The following is an 18868-nucleotide window of genomic DNA, read 5'->3' as shown; positions in this document are numbered from 1 at the left end:
GAGATGGACCGGATTGTAGGGCCGGCGGTCTTAACGTTCCCTTGACATTAACCCACGCACACTCTCGTTTCAATAAGAACCATTCGCGTTTCCTGGGTAATCCGGACCGCGTCTGTCCGGCGGATTTTCCCGCCTATCGAAACGAGATGATGATGTTCCAGCTCCGCCCCCGCGCCCTTCTCCATGCCGTGCTGCGCCCCCGCGTGCTGCTGACCGCCGTGCTGGCGCTCGGCGCCCTGCTGCCGGGTGCCGCGGGTGCCCGGCAGGTGACGGACCTGGCCGGCCGCGTGGTCGAGGTGCCCGACCATCCCAAGCGCATTCTGCTGGGCGAAGGCCGCTTCGTGTTTGCCATGGCCCTGCTCGATCGTGCCGATCCCACCGCGCGCATCGTGGGTTGGCAAGGCGAGCTCAAGCAGCAGGATCCCTACGCCTGGTCGCAACTCACCCGCACCTACCCGCGCGCCGCGCAAGTGCCGCTGATCGGCAAGAGCTCGGAAGACAGCGTGAGCCCTGAGCGCATCGTCGACCTGCAGCCCGACGTGGCCATCTTCGGCCTGGCAGGCCATGGCCCCGGCAAGAACAGCCCGATGGTGGCGGCGCTGCAGGCGGCCGGCATTCCGGTCGTGTTCATCGATTTCCGCCAGCACCCGCTGCAGAACACCGCCGCCAGCATGAAGATCCTGGGCGCGGCGGTCGACCGCCAGAACGAGGCGCAGGCCTATGTCGACTTCTATGAGCCGCGCGTGAAACGCGTGCAGGATATGGTCGCGGCCGTGCCCGAGAGCAAGCGCCCGCGCGTGTTCGTGGAGCTGCTGGCGGGCGTGTGGCCATCGTGCTGCCACACCACCGGCGGCGGCGGCCTGGGCGAAATGGTCGAGACCGCCGGCGGCGTCAATATCGCCAAGGGCGTGGTGCCCGGCGCCATCGGCGATGTCAGCCTCGAGTATCTGATCACGCAGCAGCCGGAGGTGTATGTGGCCACCGGCAGCCGCAGCGAGCCCGGCCGTCCCGGCCTGCTCGCCGGCCCCGGCGTGGCCCCCGCCACCGCCCTCGACAGCCTGGCCGTGCTGGCGGCACGCCCCGGCATCCGGGATCTGACGGCGGTGCAGGCGGGCCGTGCCCACGGTCTTTGGCACGCGTACTACAACTCGCCCTACAACATCCTCGCCCTCGAAGCGTTGGCGCGCTGGTTCCATCCGCAGGAAGCGGCCGCGCGCGGCATCGATCCCGAGGCCGACCTGCGCACGCTGCACACGGACTTCCTCGGCGCGCCCGCCGACGGCACCTACTGGACCACGCTGGCCCAGCCACGCTGAGCATGGGCATGACGCATACCGCCGCCCTGCCCGCGCCGGCGCAGGAGATCGCGCGCACCCATCTGCGCATGCAGCGCCGCCGCCGCGTGTGGCTCGGCGCGTTCGCCGCCGCGCTGGTGCTGTGCCTGCTGGTCGACATAGCCTGCGGACCCGCCGGACTGAGCGCGGCGGACCTGCTGCGCACGCTGGTGCATCCCGATGCCGCCACGCCCGGCATGCGCGTGATCGTGTGGGACTTCCGCCTGCCCTACGCGGTGATGGCGGTGCTGGTGGGCGCCGCGCTCGGATGGGGCGGCGCCGAAATGCAGACCCTGCTCAACAACCCACTCGCCAGCCCCTTCACGCTCGGCGTCTCCGCGGCGGCGGCGTTCGGCGCCGCGGCCGCGATCACGCTCAACTTCAGCCTGCCCGGCCTGCCGCCGGCCTGGACCGTGACCCTGTGCGCGTTCGCGAGCGCGCTGCTGTCAGTGGCACTGCTCGAACGCGTGGCGCGCTGGCGCGGCGGCTCGACGCTGGGCGTGGTGCTGTTCGGCATCGCCCTCGTGTATTCGTTCCAGGCGCTCATCATGCTGCTGCAGTTCGTGGCCTCGGAAGAGGCGCTGCAAGGCATCGTGTTCTGGACCATGGGCAACCTCGGGCGCGCCAGCTGGGGCAGCGTCGCCGCGCTCGCCGTGGCACTCGCCTGCGTGCTGCCGTGGGCGATGCGCGACGCCTGGCAACTCACCGCGGTGCGGCTGGGCGAAGAGCGCGCGGCCAGCCTGGGCGTCGACCTGAAACGCCTGCGCATGGTCAGCCTGCTGCGGGTCAGCGCGCTCACGGCGCTGGCCGTGTCGATCGTCGGCACGATCGGCTTCGTCGGCCTGGTGGCGCCTCACATCGCGCGCATGCTGCTGGGCGAAGACCACCGCTTCTACCTGCCGGGCAGCACGCTGGCCGGCGCCCTGATTCTGTCCGGCGCGTCCATCGCCTCCAAGACGCTGCTGCCCGGCGCGCTGATCCCGGTCGGGATCGTGACCTCGCTCGTGGGCATCCCTTTCTTTCTGGCCATCGTGGTGCGCACGCTGCGCAAGCAGTGAGCCACCGGCCTCTTGTCCTCCCTCACCATGGAATCCGCAATGACGTCTCGCCTCGCCCTGCTCGCCCTGCCCTTTCTGTTTGCCGCCACGGCCCAGGCGCATGAGCACGCGGCACCCGCCGCCCCTCCGGCCACGCAGACCTCGCAGGCCACGCCGCAAGGATGCGCCGTCGACGTGCAGGGGCAGCCCGGCAAGAAGTTCGAGCCCAGTCACATCGTGGTGCCCGCCACCTGCACCGAGTTCACGGTGCGCCTGATCCACACGGGCAAGAACAGCAAGGAAAAGGCCGGCCACAACTGGGTGCTGACCAAGACCGCCGATATCGACCAGGTCATGCTCGACGGCATGCGCGCCGGCCCGCAGGACGATTGGCTCGTGCCGAATGACGCGCGCGTGCTCGCCAAGACGCCCATGCTGGGCGGCGGCGAGACCGCGACCGTGACGTTCCCGGTGAGCCGTCTGGCGGCCGGCGAGTCGTACACGTTCTACTGCTCGTTCCCCGCGCATGCCGAGATGATGCGCGGCACGCTGGCACTGGCGCGCTGAATCCCATGAGCACGTGCGCGTCCAGCGGCCTGTCTCTGACGGGGGTGCAGGCGGGTTACGGCCGCCGTCAGGTCCTGCACGGCATCGACGCCGCCGGGCTCGCGGCCGGCTCCGTCACGGCGCTGATCGGTCCGAACGGCAGCGGCAAGTCCACCCTGCTGCGGGCCATGGCCGGGCTGGTGCCGCTGAGCGCGGGCGCGGTCTGGCTGGGCGATCTGCGGCTGGACCGGCTGCGGCCCGCGCAACGCGCGCAGCACGCGATGTACATGCCGCAGACCCTGCCCGCCGGCGTGCACATGACGGTGCTCGAATCGGTGCTGGCGGCGGGCGCCGCGAGCGCGCCCTCAAACGCCGGCGCCGATGCATCGGACCGGCTGGCGCAAGCCATCGCGCTGCTGGGCCGTCTGGGCATCGCCGGGCTGGCGAACCGCACGCTGGCGGAGCTCTCAGGCGGGCAGCGGCAGATGACCGGGCTGGCGCAGGCGCTGATCCGCGCGCCGCGCCTGCTGCTGCTCGACGAGCCGCTCTCCGCGCTCGATCTGAACTACCAGTTCCATGTCATGCGCCTGTTGGCGCGTGAGACCCGCGAGCGCGGCATGGTGACCGTGATCGTGCTGCACGACCTGGGCATGGCGCTGAATCACACCGATCAGGCGCTGTTGCTGCAGGCCGGCAGGCTGCTCGCGCGCGGCACGCCACGGGAGGTGATCGTGCCGGCGCGCCTGCGCGAGGCCTACGGCGTGCAGGCCCGCATCCTGAGCGATGGCGAGGCGCGCCACGTGCATGTGGAAGACCTGGTCGCCGAGCCGACCTGATCGCTCAACCTCAGGCCGGCTGCCACAAGCCGCGGCGTTGCAGCTCCGCGCCCGCCCCCTCGGCAAACCAGTACGCCTCTTCGACATGCGGCTGGCCCGACAGGATGAAGTGCGTCAGCCCGAGCGCGTGATACTCGGCGATGCGATCGGCCACCTGCGCGTGGCTGCCGACCAGCGCGGTACCGGCGCCGCCCCGCACCAGCCCGTAGCCGGCCCAGAGATTGGGCGCCACCTCGAGCGCGCGGGCATCGCGCCCGGCCTGCCAGCCGGACACCAGCGCGGTCATGCGTTGCTGTCCCACCGATTCGGTACGCGAGAACAACGACTGCGCCTGCTCGACACGCTGCGGATCGATCCCCGCGAGCAGGCGGCCGGCCTCGGCCCAGGCCGCTTCTTCGGAATCGCGGCTGATGACATGCAGTCGAATGCCGAAGGCCGGCGCGCGGCCTTGCTCGCGCGCCAGGGCGCGCACCCGCGTGACGCGTTCCGCGATCTGCGCGGGCGGCTCGCCCCAGGCCAGGTAGACATCGGCGTGGCGTGCGGCAACCTGTTCGGCCGCGGCACTGGCTCCGCCGAAGAACACCGGCGGCGCGCCGGCCGGGGCAGGATCGAGATGCGCGGCTTCGATGCGGTAGTGCTCGCCACCGAAGTCCAGCAGCTCACCGGTGCCGGCCCGCTCGCCCAGCCCGCGAAACACAGACAGGAACTCGCCGGTGCGCGCATACCGCTGCCCATGATCGGCGTGATCGCCAAAGCGCCGCTGCTCGACCGGATCGCCGCCCGTCACGATGTTGATCAGCAGGCGGCCGTCGGTCAGCCGCTGATAGGTGGCGGCCTGGTGCGCGGCCAGCGTCGGCGAGATGAAGCCCGGCCGGAACGCCACCAGAAACTTCAGCCGCGCCACGTGCTGCGACAAGGCGGCCGTGGCGATCCAGGCATCCTCGCACCAGGTGCCGGTCGGCGTGAGCACCGCCTCGAAACCCAGGTTCTCGGCCGCCTGGGCGACCTGTTTGAGATAGGCGAGCGAGGGCCGGCGAAAGGCACCCGCCGTGCCGGCGATGCGGTGCGAGTCGTCGCCCGATCCGGTGATGCCGCGGCTATCGCCGTTGGTCGGCAGGTACCAATGCAGATGCAGGCTCATGCCGCGCCCTCCGAAGTCACCTGGGTGTGCAAGGAGCGAAACCGCGCGCCGGGATGGTCGTCGCGCAGGCGCTGCTGGCCGGTGCCCTGCAGCCGTTCACGCAACGTGAGCGGCCGCTCGGGCCTGGGCGGCAGACGGCCGCGGCGGCGCAGCTCCGGCACGATGTAGGTGACGAAGTCTTCGAAGCTGCCCGGGCTCACCGCATAGGCGATGTTGAAGCCATCCACGCCGGCCTCCTCCGCATAGCGCTCGAGCGCATCGCTCACCTGCACCGGGTCGCCGACCAGCGTGGGATGCAGGCCGCCGATACCGATGTAGCGGGCCACATCGCCGACCGTCCAACGGCGCTCGGCGTCGATGCGCGTGAAGTTGCGCAGGGCCGAGCGGCCCGCGTTGGTCTCGATGTATTCCAGCGGCTGATCGCGGTCGAAGCGCGACCAGTCCACGCCGGTCCAGGCCGAGAACAGCGCCAGGGCGGCGTCCTCGTCGGTGTAGCGCAGCAGATCCTCATGCTTCTCTTGCGCGGCTTGCGCCGTGGCGGCCGTCACGACGGTCACGGCCGTGATGAAGCGGATCGCGTCAGGGGCGCGCCCCAGTTCCGCCGCGCGAGCCCGGATCTGCGTCACGCTCTCGCGGATGTCCGCAGGACGCGCGCCACCCAGGAACACGACCTCGGCGTTGCGCGCGGCGAACTCGCGGCCGCGCGGCGAGGTGCCCGCCTGGAAGATGACCGGCGTGCGCTGCACGCTGGGCTGGCTCAGATGCGCGCCCGGCACATTGAAGTAGGTGCCGGCATGGCCGATCGGATGGACGCGGGCCGGATCGACATGCACACCTGCCACGCGATCCTGCACCAGCGCGCCGTCTTCCCACGAGCCCTCCCACAGCTTGTAAGTCACGTCCAGAAACTCCTGGGCGCGATCGTAGCGCTCGTCGTGATCCATCTGCCGTTCCAGGCCCAGATTGCGCGCGGCCGATTCCAGCACCGACGTGACCACGTTCCACGCGATCCGGCCTCTGCTCAGATGGTCGAGCGTCGTGAACTTGCGCGCCAACAGATAGGGATGCTCGTAGGTGGTGGACACCGTCACCCCGACACTCAGGTCGCGCGTGGCCGCGGCCAGCGCCGACACCAGCAGCAGCGGATCGTTGACGGGCGTCTGCGCCGCGGTGCGCAGCGCCGTGTCGGCGTTGCCGCCGTACACGTCGAGCTGACCGAGCGCGTCGGCGATGAACAGGGCATCGAAGCCGGCCTCGTCCAGCAGCCGCGCGATGTGAATCCAGTAATCGAGGTCGACATACTCGGTGGCGCGATCGGCGGGATGACGCCACAGTCCAGCCGACACATGGCCCACCACATTCATGATGAAGCCGTTCAGAATCAGGGGAGTCGCGGTCATTGCATCTCTCCCTCAGGCGGCGCGCGCGCCGACGGTCCAATAGAACGACGGCCCGGTGCCGTTGATCGCGTGGTCGCCCAGCAGCCGCGCCTTGTATGGCGTGGGGTTGTGCGAGGCCAGCGTGCGGGCATTGCGCCAATGGCGATCGAGCCCGCGCGATTCCAGCAGCGCCGACGCGCCGCCCACGTCGAACAGCCGGCTGCCGGCGCCCAGCACGCTGTCGATCAGCCCGACCTGTGCCTGCGCGGTCTCGAGCTCGGCCTGCACCAGCAGCGCCGGCGGCAGCCGGCCCTCGCGCTGGCGCACCCGATCGGCGGCACCCAGGGTACGGGCCACGGCGCGCACCGCCGCCGTGGCCGTGAACGCGGTGGCCGACAACTGCCCCACCACCTGCTGCACCAGCGGATCCTCGGCAGGCGCCTGACCGGCGCCGTGGCTGAAGGTGCGCTTGCGCGGCCGCACGAACGCGGCGGTCTCGCGCACGATCGCGCGCGCGATGCCGGCCAGGGTGGCGAGGTGGGTGAGCTGGAACACCGCGGTCATGGGCGTGGGGCCCTGGCGCGAGTACGACAGGATGTGCGCCGGGTCGACCGCCACGGCGTCGAAGCGCGTCGTGCCCGACGCGCTCAGCCGCTGGCCGAAGCCGGTCCAGTCATCCTCGCGCGTGACGCCCTCGGCCGTGGCCGGCACCAGCACGAAGGTCTGATGCCCTTCCGGCGCGGCGGCCCTTCCCTCGCGCCGCGCGCTGACCTGAATCCAGTCGGCATAGAGCGTGCCGGTGCTGTAGAACTTCTCACCGGTCAGGCGCCAGCCATCGGGCGTCTCGCGCAACACGGTATCGAGTTCGCCGAGCGGGTGATCGCCGCGCTCGGTCGTGGCGTTGCCGAAGATGGCGCCGTCGGCGATCCGGCGTAGCCAGGGCTCGTGCAGCGCCGGGTCGACCTCCGCGTAGAGACGCTCGATAAAGCCGAAATGCGAACGCAGCGCCTGGGGCAGGTTCGAGTCGGCCTCGCCCAGCTCGATGAGCAGATCGTAGTGCTGTTCGACCGAGGCGCCCAGGCCGCCGAACTCACGCGGCACGCGCAGCGCGCCAAAGCCGGCCTCGGCCAGCCAGCGCACCGGCTCGTGGGCGAGCTGGCGATCGAGGTCGCGCTGCGCCGCGCCCTCGGCAATACGGGCGAATACAGGCCGAAACCGCTCGGCCAGCTCCTGATCGGTGGGAGCGTCGTGAGACATGGGAAAATCCTGTGGAAAGGGATGAGAAAACGGGAACTCAGGCCTGCGCCCAGGGCCGCAGCCGGCGCGCCGGGTGGCGGTCGGGAAGCGTCGGCGCGTCGCCGAACAGCTTCTCGCGCAAGGTGCCGGAGCGGTACTCGGACTGGATCAGGCCGCGCTTGCGCAGGATGGGCACCACCTCGTCGGCGAACACGTCGAACCAATCCGGCAAAGTGACCGGAATCAGATTGAAGCCATCGACGCCGGCACGCGCCCATTCGCCGATGGTGTCTGCGATCTGCTCCGGCGTGCCGGGCGCCGCCTTGTTCAGGCGCTGACGCAGGACGTCGCCGAAGCGGGCCTGCTTGTCGGGTTCGGCATCGATCACGGCGCGGATGCCCCCCTGCACATACTCTGACTTGACGTCGGCCAGCGGCGTGTCGGGATCGATGACCGACAGATCGAAGCCGATGCTGCCGGAAGCGTGTGCCAGGTAGCCCGGCTCGCTGCGCCAATGGAGGAACTCCTCGTAGCGTTCGCGCGCCTCGGCCTCGGTGCTGCCGATGACGGGGTGCAGGCCAACCACATACTTGAGATCGCCCGCGCGACGCCCCGCCGCCACGAGCCGCGCGTCGAGATCGGCGATGTCGGCCGCGGCCGAGGCCGGCGTGATCGCGGGCAGGAAGGTCATCTCGGCATGGCGCGCGGCGAAGGCGCGTCCGGTGCCCGAGGCGCCCGCCTGCGCCAGCAGCGGCGTGCGTTGTGGCGAGGGCTGCGGCATATGCGGCCCTTCGACACGGTAGCGTCTGCCTTCATGATGGATCGGATGGATGCGCGCCGGATCGGCGTAGATCCCGCCCGCGAGATCGGCCACCACCGCATCGTCCTGCCAGCTCGCCTCCCATAGCTTGTAGACGACCTCGGTGTACTCCTCGGCCCAGGCGTAGCGGTCGTCGTGGCCGTCCAGGCGGGGCTGGCCGAAGTTGCGCGCGGCATTGTCCAGGTAGCTGGTGACGATGTTCCAGCCCACCCTGCCCTCGCTCAGATGATCCAGCGTGGACAGCTTGCGCGCAAAATTGAAGGGGTGGTCCTGCAGGATGGAACTCGTGACGATGAAGCCCAGATGCTCGGTCGCATAGGCCAGCGCGGACACCAGGCTGGCCGGGTCGTTGGCCGGAAACTGCATGCCCTCGCGCGCGGCGGTGTCCCAGCCCTGGCGGTACACGTCGTACACGCCGATCGTGTCCGCGAAGAAGATCGTGTCCAGCCCCGCGCGTTCGGCCGTGCGAGCGAGTCGCACCCAGGGCGCGAAGCGGGAGAAATTGCGCTGCGCGGCTGCCTCCTGGCGGCGCCACTGGCCGTGGGCCTGGTGCGACAGCGTGAACTGCGTGAATGCGTTGTAGATGATTTTCTTGTGGGCCATGGGGATCGGGCGAGATCAGGCCGCCGCGCGTTCGGGCAGCGTGGAGAGAGAGGGGGTGCGGTGCGCCGCAGCGCCGAGGCGGGTGGCACCTGACACCGGCAACACCGCGTCGAGCAGACGGCGCGTGGCCGGATGACGGCCGGGGTCGCGCAGCGCGTCGCGGTCGAACACCTCGACGATGTGCCCCTGTTCCATCACCGCGATCCGGTCGCACAGCGACTCGATGACGGCCAGGTCGTGGCCGATGAAGAGATAGGTGAGCGACAGCGCCTGCCGCAGTTCGCGCAGCAGATCCAGCACCTGCGCCTGGATCGACACATCCAGCGCCGACGTGGGCTCATCCAGAATGACGAACGCCGGTCGCGGCGCCAGCGCGCGGGCAATACCGATGCGTTGGCGCTGTCCGCCCGAGAACTCGTGCGGATAGCGCTGCAGATGTTGCGCACCCAGACCGACGCGTTCGAGTGCGTCCACGGCCAGGCCGCGCGCCTGCGCGACCGAGCTCGCCGCGCCCAGCCGCAGCAACGGCGCGATCAGCTGCGCGCCCACCGTGCGGCGCGGATTGAGCGAGGCGCCGCCATCCTGGAACACCACCTGCACCTGCCGGCGCAGCGGCGCCAGCGCGGCGCCGTGCAGCGCGGTCACATCCTGCCCCGCGACGCGCACCGTGCCGCCGGACGGCTCGATCAAGCGTGCCGCGACCCGCGCCAGGGTCGACTTGCCCGAGCCGGACTCGCCGATCAGGCCGAGAATCTCGCCACGCCGGATGCTGAGGTCCACCGGGGCGAGCGCCTGAACCGTCTGCGCGGCGCCGAACCAGCGGCGTCCGACCGTGTAGTGGCGTGACACCTGCTCCAGGCTCACGAGTGGCGAGGAGGATGTGCCGTCAGCGGCGGCGGTTGCACTGGCCTGCACCCGGCTGACGCGCCCTGGCACGGAACGCACCAGTCGTTCGGTGTAGGGATGGACCGGCGCGGACAGCACGGAGGCCGTGCTTCCGGACTCCACGATCTCGCCCGCCCGCATGACCGCAACGCGGTCGGCCAGCGCGGCCACCACGCCGAAGTCGTGCGTGATGAGCAGGATCGATACCCCTTCGCGCGCATTGATGTCGGCCAGCAGCTCGAGAATCGCTTTCTGGATGGTCGGATCGAGCGCGGTCGTCGGCTCGTCGGCGATCAGCAGCCGCGGCCGGCCCAGCATGGCCAGCGCGATCATGACCCGCTGCCGCATGCCGCCGGAGAGCTCGTGCGGATAGGCTTGCAGCACGCGATCGACATCCCGGATGCGCACGCGCTCGAGCCAACCGCTGGCCGCAGCACGCGCCGCCTTGCCGCGCAGGCCCTGGCGAAAGCGCAGCGATTCGTACAGCTGATCGCCGATACGGAACGACGGGTCCAGCGACGCCAGCGAGTTCTGGAAGATGATGCCGATGCCCTGACCGCGCACCTGGTTGTAGCCGGCTTCGCTGCGGCCGAGCAGCGACTCGCCCTCGAACCGCACCGAGCCGCTCACCGAAACGCCGCGCTCCGGCAGCAGGCCGAGCACGGCCGCGGCCGTCACGCTCTTGCCGGATCCGGACTCCCCGACCAGCGCCAGCACTTCGCCGGATTCGATCGCGAGGTCGACGCCCCGCACCGCCGGCTGGACCTCGCCCGAGGGCGCCGTGAAGTCGACGCGCAGTCCGTCGATATGCAGAATGCTCATGACGTCTCCTAGTCGCGCGGGTCGAGCACGTCGCGCAGACCGTTGCCCAGCCAATTGAACGAGAGCGCCACCGCCACGATGACGAGCGCGGGCAGCGTCGCCACATGGGCCGCGCCCAGCACCAGGACCTGCGCCCCTTCGGCGACCATCCTGCCCCAGTCCGCGTGCGGTGGCTGCGTGCCCAGACCCAGGAACGACAAGCCGGCCTGGAACACGATCATGCCGCCCACCAGCGTGGTGCCGTAGACCACGGCGGCGCTCACGACGTTGGGCAGAATCTCGCGCAGCAGGAGGTCGGCCGGCGTGGCGCCACCGGCGCGCGCGGCCTCCACATAGTCCTTGTCGCGCTCGGCCCGCACACCCGCATAGACCACCCGCGTGAGATAGGGCGTGGCCGAGAAAATGATCGTCAGCCCCACTGCCCAGCCACCGGGCCCGAGCGCCGTGGCCAGCCCGATGGCCAGCAGCACCATCGGAAACGCGAACAGCACATCGATCACGCGCATGATCAGCGCCGACCAGCGATTGCGGTAGTAGCCGGCCAGCAGCCCGCAGGCGAGTGCCAGCAGCACCGAGATCGCCACCGGCACGATCGACGACAGCAGCGCGGGCCGTCCGCCCCAGACCAGGCGGCTCAGGATGTCGCGTCCCTGGGCGTCGAGCCCCAGCCAATGCCCCTGCGTCCCCAAGCCCGCGTTGCGCAGCATCGGCGTGGCGGCATTCGGATCGTAGGGCGCGAGCCACGGCGCGGCCAGGCTCGCCGCGACGGCCGCCAGAATGATGACGAGCCCGACGAGCGCGAGCCGGTTGGCCGCCAGCCGGCGCCAGGCGCGGCGACCTGCGCCGTGCGAGGCCACCGGCACGGCGGCGATGAGAGCAGTATCGAGCGTATTCATGCGGAGGCCGTGGCGCCACGCAGGCGCGGGTTGAGAAGGTCGAGCACGATGTCGGTCGCGAGGTTGACCACGATGAAGCAGCCCGTCACGAGCATCACGCCGGCCTGGATCATGGGATAGTCGCGCCCGGCGGCGGCGTTGTAGAGCTGGGTGCCGATGCCCGGCCAGTTGAAGACGTTTTCCACGAACACCACGCCCGACAGCAGATAACCGATCTGCAGGCCGGTGATGTTCACCACGGGCGGCAGCAGGTTGCGTCCCAGATGCCGGCGCAGGATCAGGCCGCGCGGCAGCCCCTGCGCGCGCAACGTGCGCACGTAGTCCGAGCCCATGATCTCGATCACCTGCGCGCGCACCAGCTGCGCCAGGATCAGCATGGAAATGATCGCGGCGGCGATGGCCGGCAGGATCAGATGGCGCAACAGATCCCCCAACCCATGGTCTCCGCGCAGGTCGTACATGCCGGACACCGGCAACCAGCGCAGTTGCACGCCGAAGATCCAGATCAGAAGCAGGCCGGACCAAAACACCGGAAAGTTGTGGCCGATCTGGATCACCAGCATCGTGGCGTGATCGAGCAGGCTGCCGCGTTTCAGACCACTGGTCACGCCCACCAGCACTCCGCCGGCCACGCACACCAGCACGGCCGCGCCGGTCAGGATCAGCGTGTTGCCGAAGCTGCGACCAAGCACGTCGAACACCGGCGTGCGCAGGACGAGCGAGGTGCCCCAGTCCCCCGCGGCCAGATGCTGCAGCCAGCGCAGGTACTGCACCCAGACCGGCTGGTCCAGACCGTACTCGCGCCGGATGGCGTCGATCGACTCCTGCGGCAGCGTGCTCGCCAGCGCATTGGTGATGGGGTCGCCCCCACCCGCATGCGAAATGAAGAACACCAGCACCGAGATCACGAAGAAGAGCGGCACGGCCTGCAGGAGGCGTGACAGGATCGCCCGGCTCATGGCTTGATCCACACCTTGGTGAGGTCGTAGAAGTTCTGCGCCGGCACGTTGAAACCTTGCACGTTCGGCGCCGAGGCGAAGTGGTTGCGGAACGTCACGAGCGGCAGGAACGCCACGTCGCGCTGCGCCACCGCGTTGGCCGCCTTCCAGGCCGCGATGGCCTGGGTCTCGTCGGTCTGCGCGGCGGCGCGCGCGATGGCCGGTCCGAGTTCGGGATCCACGACCTTCTCGCCACCCCCGCGCGTCACCACGTAAGCGTCATACGCGAGCTTGAGCCAGTATGGCGTGACGAAGCCCCATTCCATGGTGAAGAGGCCCGTATCCGGCGCCAGGTTGGCGAGCTTGCTGGTGTAGGTCAGCCACTCCTGCGACACCACGTCGACGCGGATGCCCACCTTGCCCAGATCGCGCTGTATCCACTCCACGGCGGGCTGGTTGGCCACATCGGTGATGATGGTGAAGCGCACCTCGCCGTCCTTGTAGCCGGCCTCTTTCAGCAGCGCGCGGGCGCGGTCCGGATCGTAGGCCACGTCTTTCTGCGCCAGATCGTAGGCGGTGCTGCCGATGTTGAAAATGTTGCGCGACGCGAGCGCGCGGCCCTTGAAGATGGTGCGCGCCAGGCTGTCGCGATCGATCGCGGCGGCGATGGCCTCGCGCACCGCGCGCTTGCTGACGAACTCGTTGCGGAAGTTCCAGCTCAAAAACAACTGGCCGGCGGTGGTGCTGTCGTGCACGGTGTAGCGCGCCTTCTCCAGCGCGTCGGCGGCATCGGGCGGCACGCGCGTCAGAATGTCGATCTCGCCCGAGCGCAGCGCGGCCAGGCGCGTGGCCTCGTCGGGGATCGGGCGGAAGATGATGCGGTCGAGGGGCGCCTTGCCACCCCACCAGGCGTCGTTGCGCACCAGCACCGTCTTCTCGCCGTGCACCCGCTCCACGAACTTGAACGGTCCCGTTCCGGTGGGGTTGAGGGCCAGCCCGTCCTGCCCGTGCTTCTTGAGCGCGGCCGGGCTGAAGATGCCCGACACGTAGTTGCCCTGAGGCAGCAGGCGCGGGAAATCGATGAACGGCTCCTTGAACACGTACTGCACGGTGTGATCGTCAACCACCTTGACCGCATCGAGCTTGCCGTACACCGGCTTCATGGTGGCGGCGGCACGGGCGTCGTAGAACTCGAAGCCCGGGTCGGTGTAGCGGCGCACATTGAAGCGCACGGCCTCGGCGTCGAAGTCGGTGCCGTCATGGAACTTCACGCCGCGGCGCAGCGTGAACGTGAATGTGCGGGCGTCCGGACTGACTTCCCAGCGTTCGGCCAGCGCCGGCACGAGCGGCGGCGGACCGTCCTTTGCCGGGCGGCCGAGGTCCTCGGCGATCAGCGACTCGTAGATGTGCTTGTCGACCCGGTAGGTTTCCCACGAGTACTGCCGGTTCGGGTCGTAGACCGTGGGCTCCTGATACTGGCCGATGATGAGCGTCCCCCCGGCCTTCGGCGTCGCCTGCGCCTGGGCCTTCGCGCCCAGCGCGAGGCCCGCGGTGGCGATCGACGCCACCAGCAACCCCGTCACCACGCGGCGCGCACGCCGCCCTCTTTCGCTCTGCGAAACTGTCTTGTCCTGCCCGTGCTGCACTACTGCCCCCATGAGGCTCGCTCCTGACCGAAGAATCAGGCTGCATCGTAGGGAGCGGCCCCGGTTGCGCGAACAACCAATTTCGCACGTCCATATACGGCGCTCGCCTTAGCACATCGGGTAATGAGGACAGATTGCCCGCCACGCCCTCCAGGGGCGCACGGTGGGCCGCGAAGCCCCGCGCTGTGGGCAGCTCACGTAAGCAGGTCACCAGGGCGAATATCCATAGCAGATATTCTTCGTTCGTCCTCGCCCTACCCCTCCCTAGAATCTTTGGGTAAGCCGATGTGTACGCATCGGTGAGCCGCCCAGACCCACTCTAGAGGCCGCGATGGACACCTCCCGACTTCCCGTGAACGAAGACGCCGCGCAGAGCAGCGGCGACGACGCCTACCAGCGCATCCGGCGCGACGTGATCTCGTGCCGGCTCGCGCCGGGCGCCATCGTGACCGAGCCGGCGCTCATGGCGAGCTACGACATCCGCAAGACGAGCTGCCGCATCGCGCTCACGCGCCTGGCGCAGGAAGGATTCGTGCGATCGCGGCCGCGCAAGGGCTATCAGATCGCCCCCATCACGCTGCGCGACGTCGAGGAAGTCTTCACATTGCGCGCGCAGCTCGAACCGCTCGCCGCGCGCCTCGCCGTGGGCCGCGTCGACCTCGGCCTGTTGCGCGAGCTCGAGGCCGCCTGCCGCGTGCAGCATCCCGTGCTGCACCTGAACGACCAGATCGACGTGTTCATGGACGCCAACAAGGCGTTTCATCTGGCCATTGCGGCGGCGTGCGGCAACGAACGCCTGCATCGCACCCTGGCCGGCCTGATGGACGAGATGTCGCGCCTGGTGGCGCTGGGCTTCGGCGTGCAGAAGACCAAGCCCGAGATCAAGCACGACCATAACGCCATGATCGCCGCCTTCGAAGAAGGCGACGGCCGCCGCGCCGAGCTAATCGCGCGGCGTCACATCGAGACGTTTCAGGCCATGACGCTGGAAAAGCTGTACGCCAGCCTCGCCGAGACCGGCGCCGCCATTCCCGTGACGGGTCCGGGGAGCTGGCGATGAGTCACGCCATGTCGGCATCGGCGCCCGCCCTGCGCGTGGCGGGCCTGTCCAAGCATTTCGGCTCGCTCGAGGTGCTGCGCGACATCGCCTTCGAGGTCGGTCACGGCGAGATTGTCGCGCTGCTCGGCGCCTCCGGCTGCGGCAAGAGCACCTTGCTCGACCTGATCGCCGGTCTCCAGGCGCCCGGCGCGGGGCACATCACGCTGGCCGGCGAGCCCGCGACGCAGTTTCACCGTCACGGCCGACTCGGCTATCTGTTCCAGGAGGACCGCCTGCTGCCCTGGCGCACCGTGCGCGACAACGTGGCGCTCGGTCTGGAGACCGACGCGCTGTCGCGCGCGGAACGCCGCCAGCGTGCCGACGCCGCGCTCGAGCGCGTGGGCCTGGCGGGCTTCGGCGACGCCTGGCCGCACGCGCTGTCGGGCGGCATGCGCAGCCGCGCGGCACTGGCGCGCACGCTGGTGATCGGCCCCGATCTGCTCTTGATGGACGAGCCGTTTTCCAAGCTGGATCCGCTGACCCGCACCCAGATGCACGAAGAGCTGATGCGTATCCAGGCCGAGAGCGGCAACACCATTCTGTTCGTCACCCACGACGTGGAAGAGGCCGTGGTGCTGGCCGATCGCGTGGTGCTGCTCGAGCCGCGTCCCGGACGCATCCGCGAGATCGTGTCCATCGCCCTGCCGCGGCCCCGCACGCCGACCGATGCCGACGTCACCGAAACCACGCGCCGCCTGCGCCTGAAAGTCCAGCAATGAACAGTATTCCCCTGTCCTCACTAGCCCCCACCGCGAACCGCGGCCGCTCTCCCTGGGTCGGTCTCGTGCTGACGCGCGTGCTGCTGGCCGCGGCCTTCCTGGCGCTCTGGAGCGTCGCGGCGGCGCGCATGCCGAGCTTCGTGCTGCCCGGTCCCGTCAAGGTCTGGCACGCGCTCGTCGCGCTCACGCAGACCCCGAGCTTCGCGCACGACGTCGGCATGACCTCGTATCGCGTGGCGACCGGTTTCGTGCTGGCCGCGCTGGTCGGCACGCCGCTCGGCCTGGCCCTGGGCTCGAGCCGCGCGCTGGCCCGTGTATTCGAACCGCTGCTGGCCGTGATGAACACCGTGTCGTCCGCGATCTGGGCGGTGTTCGCCATCATCTGGTTCGGCATCTCCAACGCCACCACGATCTTCGTCGTGTTCATGACCGCGATGCCGCTCATCCTCACCAACGTGTGGCAAGGGTCGCGCAACGTCGACAAGCAATGGATCGACCTGGCCCGCAGCCTGCGCTTCTCGCGCACGCGGATCCTGTTCCGCATCCATTTGCCTTCCATCCTGCCGTACTTCTTTTCGGGCGCGCGGCTGGCCTTCGGTTTTGGCTGGCGCGTGTCGCTGGTGGCCGAAACGCTGGGCTCGTCCGATGGCATCGGCTACCGCCTGCGCCAGGCCGCCGATCTGGTGCAAACCGACCAGGTGTTCGCCTGGACCCTGCTGCTGGTCGCGCTGATGCTGGCGCTGGAAGGCGGCATTCTCAAACCGCTGGAACGCCATCTGTTCCGCTGGAAACCTCTCTGAAGCAACGGAGTCTCCCCATGCAATTGCCCGCCTTCCTGCGCACCGCCGCGACCGCCCTCGCCATTGCCGGCGCCCTGGCCGCGCCCTCCGCTCACGCCGCCGACAAGGTGCGCATCGGCTACTGGAGCAGTGGCGTCAGCCTCGGCTACGGCTCGGTGCTCGAAGCCACCGACTTCCTCAAGCAGCAAGGGCTGGACGTCCAGTTCGTGCGGTTCCCGGACGTGAATGCGCCGCTGCGCGCGCTGGCCTCCAACTCCATCGATCTGGCGTTCGGCGCACCGGCCGCCGGTGTCTTCAGCAGCGCCGCCGAAGGGGTGCCGATCAGGGTGTTCGCGGCCACTCAGCCCGCCGACGTGCAGTTCGTGGTGCCCGAGGGCTCGCCGATCAAGAGCCTGGATCAGTTCCGCGGCAAGAAGATCGGCATGTCGCCGGCCGGCAGTTCGGTGGCGGTGATTGCCGGCGCGGTGCTCGCGGGCAATCACAACATCGGCGCCAACGACTTCTCGCTCGTCGGCGGCAACGAGTCGCGCCTCGCGCAGTTCCTCGCACAGAAACAGGTGGACGGCGCCGCGTTGCGCTCGGTCACCGTGGCCCAGCTGAAAGAGCTCAAGCTCACGCGCCTGGGCTCCTTCGCCCAGGAGTGGCAGCGCCTGACCGGCGCGCCGTCCGTGCCCTATATCGGGATCGGCGCGGTCCGCGCCGAGTTCGTCGCCGAGCATCCCGAGGTCGTGGCGCGCGTGATCGCCGGCCTGCGCAACACGCTGGCCTGGGGCGACAAACATCGCGACGAGGTGGTCGGCATCCTGCAGAAGTCGGCCAACCTGCCCGAAGAAGACGCGCGCATCTACGCCGCCCAATGGAACGACATGAATCGCGTGGCCTTCGAGGCCGCCGATCTGGCCACGCTCAAGCGTCAGCACGAAGTGTTCGCCGCCGGCGGCCTCATCAAGGGTGAACTGCCCGCCGATCTGTTCGTTACCGGTCCCTACGAAGCCGCCAAGAAGCTCAAGTAGGCCGGCTGCCCTGCCCGCGCCCGGCGCGGCGCCCGCCCCCCCTTTTTCATCGAACCCAAGGAATCCCGTTATGAGCAAGACCATGAAAGCGCTGCTGCTGTCCGAACACGGCGGCCTCGACCGACTGCACGTCGTTACCGACAAGCCGGTGCCCACCGCCACCGAGGGCCATGTGGTGATCCGCGTGCGCGCCTCGTCATTCAACTATCACGACGTGTTCACCGTGCAGGGCATGCCCGGCATCAAGGTGCCGCTGCCCGTGGTGATCGGCCTGGACCTCGCGGGCGAGGTCAGCGAAGTGGGCCCCGGCGTGACCGGCTGGAAGGCGGGTGACCGCGTGCTGGTCAATCCGCTGAACCGCGCCCGCGGCCTGATGGGCGAAATGCTCGATGGCGGCATGGCCGAGTACTGCCTGGTGTCGCAGGAGCAACTGATCGCGCTGCCCGATGCGGTGAGCTTCGACGCGGCCGCGGCGCTGCCGGTGGCCTATGGCACCGCGCACCGCATGCTGATCACGCATCAGACCGTGCGCGCGGGAGACCGCGTGCTGATCCTCGGCGCGAGCGGCGGCGTGGGCACCGCCAGCGTGATCCTGGCCAAGCTGCTGGGCGCCGAAGTGATCGCGTGCGCCGGGAGCGACGCCAAGGGCGAGGCGCTCAAGGCGCTGGGCGCCGACCACGTCATCAACTACCGCGAGACCGACTTCTCCAAGTGGGCCATCGCGCAGTACGGCAAGCCGCAGCGCCGCACCAACGAAGGCGGCGTGGACGTGGTGGTGAACTTCACCGGCGGCGACACCTGGGTGCCTTCGCTCAAATGCCTCAAACGCGGCGGCACGCTGCTCGTGTGCGGCGCCACCGCCGGCCACGATCCCAAGGAAGACCTGCGCTACGTGTGGAGCTTCGAGCTGAACATCAAGGGCTCGAACAGCTTCTATGACGACAACCTCAAGGCCCTGCTGGACCTCGTGGCCGAAGGCCGCATCGATCCGCTGATCGACCGCCGCCTGCCGCTTGCGCAGGCCGCCGACGGCCTCGCGCTGATCCGCGACCGTGAAGTGCTCGGCAAGGTCATCGTCAATCCCTGAGCGCGACGCGCACCCCGACAACCGAATTCTT

At 69.4% G+C, this 18868-nt stretch carries 17 protein-coding genes; 9 read left to right on the top strand and 8 right to left on the bottom strand.

Going from position 1 to position 18868, the window contains the following annotated elements:
* Positions 1–152 precede the first annotated feature (152 nt).
* Genes CAL25_RS09995 through CAL25_RS09980 form a run of 4 tightly spaced genes read left to right on the top strand, consistent with a single transcriptional unit; the run spans position 153 to position 3753 of the window.
* The gene (locus tag CAL25_RS09995; RefSeq protein WP_094800214.1) at positions 153–1316 is read left to right on the top strand and encodes an ABC transporter substrate-binding protein; all 1164 of its coding nucleotides are present in this window, start codon (positions 153–155) and stop codon (positions 1314–1316) included.
* 8 nt (positions 1317–1324) lie between these two features.
* The gene (locus tag CAL25_RS09990) at positions 1325–2392 is read left to right on the top strand and encodes a FecCD family ABC transporter permease (protein WP_094800212.1); all 1068 of its coding nucleotides are present in this window, start codon (positions 1325–1327) and stop codon (positions 2390–2392) included.
* A gap of 39 nt (positions 2393–2431) precedes the next feature.
* On the top strand, positions 2432–2938 hold the full coding sequence (gene azu / locus CAL25_RS09985) for an azurin (protein WP_094799814.1): 507 nt from the start codon (positions 2432–2434) through the stop codon (positions 2936–2938).
* A 5-nt stretch (positions 2939–2943) separates the two neighbouring features.
* Positions 2944–3753: an ABC transporter ATP-binding protein gene (locus tag CAL25_RS09980; RefSeq protein WP_094799813.1), complete on the top strand. Its 810-nt coding sequence runs from the start codon at positions 2944–2946 to the stop codon at positions 3751–3753.
* Positions 3754–3763: 10 nt separating this feature from the next.
* Here the strand turns inward: CAL25_RS09980 and CAL25_RS09975 are convergent, their stop codons facing one another.
* The 8 genes from CAL25_RS09975 to CAL25_RS09940 are packed head-to-tail and all read right to left on the bottom strand — an operon-like array spanning position 3764 to position 14131.
* Positions 3764–4894, bottom strand: coding sequence for an LLM class flavin-dependent oxidoreductase (locus CAL25_RS09975; RefSeq protein WP_094799812.1), 1131 nt, complete (start codon positions 4892–4894; stop codon positions 3764–3766).
* Positions 4891–6294 (bottom strand): NtaA/DmoA family FMN-dependent monooxygenase, encoded by a 1404-nt coding sequence (locus CAL25_RS09970; RefSeq protein ID WP_094799811.1) that lies wholly within the window; start codon positions 6292–6294, stop codon positions 4891–4893. The genes CAL25_RS09975 and CAL25_RS09970 overlap by 4 nt, the downstream gene beginning before the upstream one ends.
* 12 nt (positions 6295–6306) lie before the next feature.
* Positions 6307–7530, bottom strand: coding sequence for an acyl-CoA dehydrogenase family protein (locus CAL25_RS09965; RefSeq protein ID WP_094799810.1), 1224 nt, complete (start codon positions 7528–7530; stop codon positions 6307–6309).
* A gap of 37 nt (positions 7531–7567) precedes the next feature.
* Positions 7568–8932, bottom strand: a complete 1365-nt coding sequence (locus CAL25_RS09960) for an NtaA/DmoA family FMN-dependent monooxygenase (RefSeq protein ID WP_094799809.1) — start codon at positions 8930–8932, stop codon at positions 7568–7570.
* 15 nt (positions 8933–8947) lie between these two features.
* Positions 8948–10639, bottom strand: coding sequence for a dipeptide ABC transporter ATP-binding protein (locus CAL25_RS09955; protein WP_094799808.1), 1692 nt, complete (start codon positions 10637–10639; stop codon positions 8948–8950).
* 8 nt (positions 10640–10647) lie between these two features.
* Complete coding sequence (locus tag CAL25_RS09950) at positions 10648–11535, bottom strand: ABC transporter permease (RefSeq protein WP_094799807.1); 888 nt, start codon at positions 11533–11535, stop codon at positions 10648–10650.
* Positions 11532–12494: an ABC transporter permease gene (locus CAL25_RS09945; RefSeq protein WP_094799806.1), complete on the bottom strand. Its 963-nt coding sequence runs from the start codon at positions 12492–12494 to the stop codon at positions 11532–11534. The genes CAL25_RS09950 and CAL25_RS09945 overlap by 4 nt, the downstream gene beginning before the upstream one ends.
* Entirely contained in the window at positions 12491–14131 is a 1641-nt protein-coding gene (locus CAL25_RS09940) for an ABC transporter substrate-binding protein (RefSeq protein ID WP_094799805.1), read from the bottom strand. Before CAL25_RS09940 ends, CAL25_RS09945 begins: the two co-directional genes overlap by 4 nt.
* Before the next feature lie 319 nt (positions 14132–14450).
* Between CAL25_RS09940 and CAL25_RS09935 the strand changes: the two genes are divergently transcribed.
* The 5 genes from CAL25_RS09935 to CAL25_RS09915 all read left to right on the top strand — a co-directional run bounded on the left by CAL25_RS09935 (position 14451) and on the right by CAL25_RS09915 (position 18837).
* On the top strand, positions 14451–15179 hold the full coding sequence (locus CAL25_RS09935; protein ID WP_094799804.1) for a GntR family transcriptional regulator: 729 nt from the start codon (positions 14451–14453) through the stop codon (positions 15177–15179).
* Positions 15176–15937: an ABC transporter ATP-binding protein gene (locus CAL25_RS09930; protein WP_212590890.1), complete on the top strand. Its 762-nt coding sequence runs from the start codon at positions 15176–15178 to the stop codon at positions 15935–15937. Before CAL25_RS09935 ends, CAL25_RS09930 begins: the two co-directional genes overlap by 4 nt.
* Positions 15934–16737, top strand: coding sequence for an ABC transporter permease (locus tag CAL25_RS09925; RefSeq protein ID WP_094799802.1), 804 nt, complete (start codon positions 15934–15936; stop codon positions 16735–16737). The genes CAL25_RS09930 and CAL25_RS09925 overlap by 4 nt, the downstream gene beginning before the upstream one ends.
* Positions 16738–16754: 17 nt before the next feature.
* Complete coding sequence (locus tag CAL25_RS09920; RefSeq protein WP_094799801.1) at positions 16755–17750, top strand: ABC transporter substrate-binding protein; 996 nt, start codon at positions 16755–16757, stop codon at positions 17748–17750.
* Positions 17751–17832: 82 nt separating this feature from the next.
* A complete protein-coding gene (locus CAL25_RS09915; protein WP_212590905.1) occupies positions 17833–18837 on the top strand; it encodes a zinc-binding dehydrogenase in 1005 nt (334 codons plus the stop codon).
* The last annotated feature ends 31 nt before the right edge of the window (positions 18838–18868 follow it).

The sequence above is a fragment of the Bordetella genomosp. 5 genome (genome assembly GCF_002261315.1).
Lineage (GTDB): Bacteria > Pseudomonadota > Gammaproteobacteria > Burkholderiales > Burkholderiaceae_B > Bordetella.
The sequence above is the reverse complement of the archived record's forward strand: the minus strand, read 5'-3'. Positions and strand labels throughout refer to the sequence as shown.

Excerpts from the sequence above, each read along its gene's own strand:
- CAL25_RS09995 (WP_094800214.1), top strand. The coding sequence starts at position 153 with ATGTTCCAGCTCCGCCCCCGCGCCCTTCTCCATGCCGTGCTGCGCCCC.
- CAL25_RS09990 (WP_094800212.1), top strand. The coding sequence starts at position 1,325 with ATGACGCATACCGCCGCCCTGCCCGCGCCGGCGCAGGAGATCGCGCGC.
- azu (WP_094799814.1), top strand. The coding sequence starts at position 2,432 with ATGACGTCTCGCCTCGCCCTGCTCGCCCTGCCCTTTCTGTTTGCCGCC.
- CAL25_RS09980 (WP_094799813.1), top strand. The coding sequence starts at position 2,944 with ATGAGCACGTGCGCGTCCAGCGGCCTGTCTCTGACGGGGGTGCAGGCG.
- CAL25_RS09975 (WP_094799812.1), bottom strand. The coding sequence starts at position 4,894 with ATGAGCCTGCATCTGCATTGGTACCTGCCGACCAACGGCGATAGCCGC.
- CAL25_RS09970 (WP_094799811.1), bottom strand. The coding sequence starts at position 6,294 with ATGACCGCGACTCCCCTGATTCTGAACGGCTTCATCATGAATGTGGTG.
- CAL25_RS09965 (WP_094799810.1), bottom strand. The coding sequence starts at position 7,530 with ATGTCTCACGACGCTCCCACCGATCAGGAGCTGGCCGAGCGGTTTCGG.
- CAL25_RS09960 (WP_094799809.1), bottom strand. The coding sequence starts at position 8,932 with ATGGCCCACAAGAAAATCATCTACAACGCATTCACGCAGTTCACGCTG.
- CAL25_RS09955 (WP_094799808.1), bottom strand. The coding sequence starts at position 10,639 with ATGAGCATTCTGCATATCGACGGACTGCGCGTCGACTTCACGGCGCCC.
- CAL25_RS09950 (WP_094799807.1), bottom strand. The coding sequence starts at position 11,535 with ATGAATACGCTCGATACTGCTCTCATCGCCGCCGTGCCGGTGGCCTCG.
- CAL25_RS09945 (WP_094799806.1), bottom strand. The coding sequence starts at position 12,494 with ATGAGCCGGGCGATCCTGTCACGCCTCCTGCAGGCCGTGCCGCTCTTC.
- CAL25_RS09940 (WP_094799805.1), bottom strand. The coding sequence starts at position 14,131 with ATGGGGGCAGTAGTGCAGCACGGGCAGGACAAGACAGTTTCGCAGAGC.
- CAL25_RS09935 (WP_094799804.1), top strand. The coding sequence starts at position 14,451 with ATGGACACCTCCCGACTTCCCGTGAACGAAGACGCCGCGCAGAGCAGC.
- CAL25_RS09930 (WP_212590890.1), top strand. The coding sequence starts at position 15,176 with ATGAGTCACGCCATGTCGGCATCGGCGCCCGCCCTGCGCGTGGCGGGC.
- CAL25_RS09925 (WP_094799802.1), top strand. The coding sequence starts at position 15,934 with ATGAACAGTATTCCCCTGTCCTCACTAGCCCCCACCGCGAACCGCGGC.
- CAL25_RS09920 (WP_094799801.1), top strand. The coding sequence starts at position 16,755 with ATGCAATTGCCCGCCTTCCTGCGCACCGCCGCGACCGCCCTCGCCATT.
- CAL25_RS09915 (WP_212590905.1), top strand. The coding sequence starts at position 17,833 with ATGAAAGCGCTGCTGCTGTCCGAACACGGCGGCCTCGACCGACTGCAC.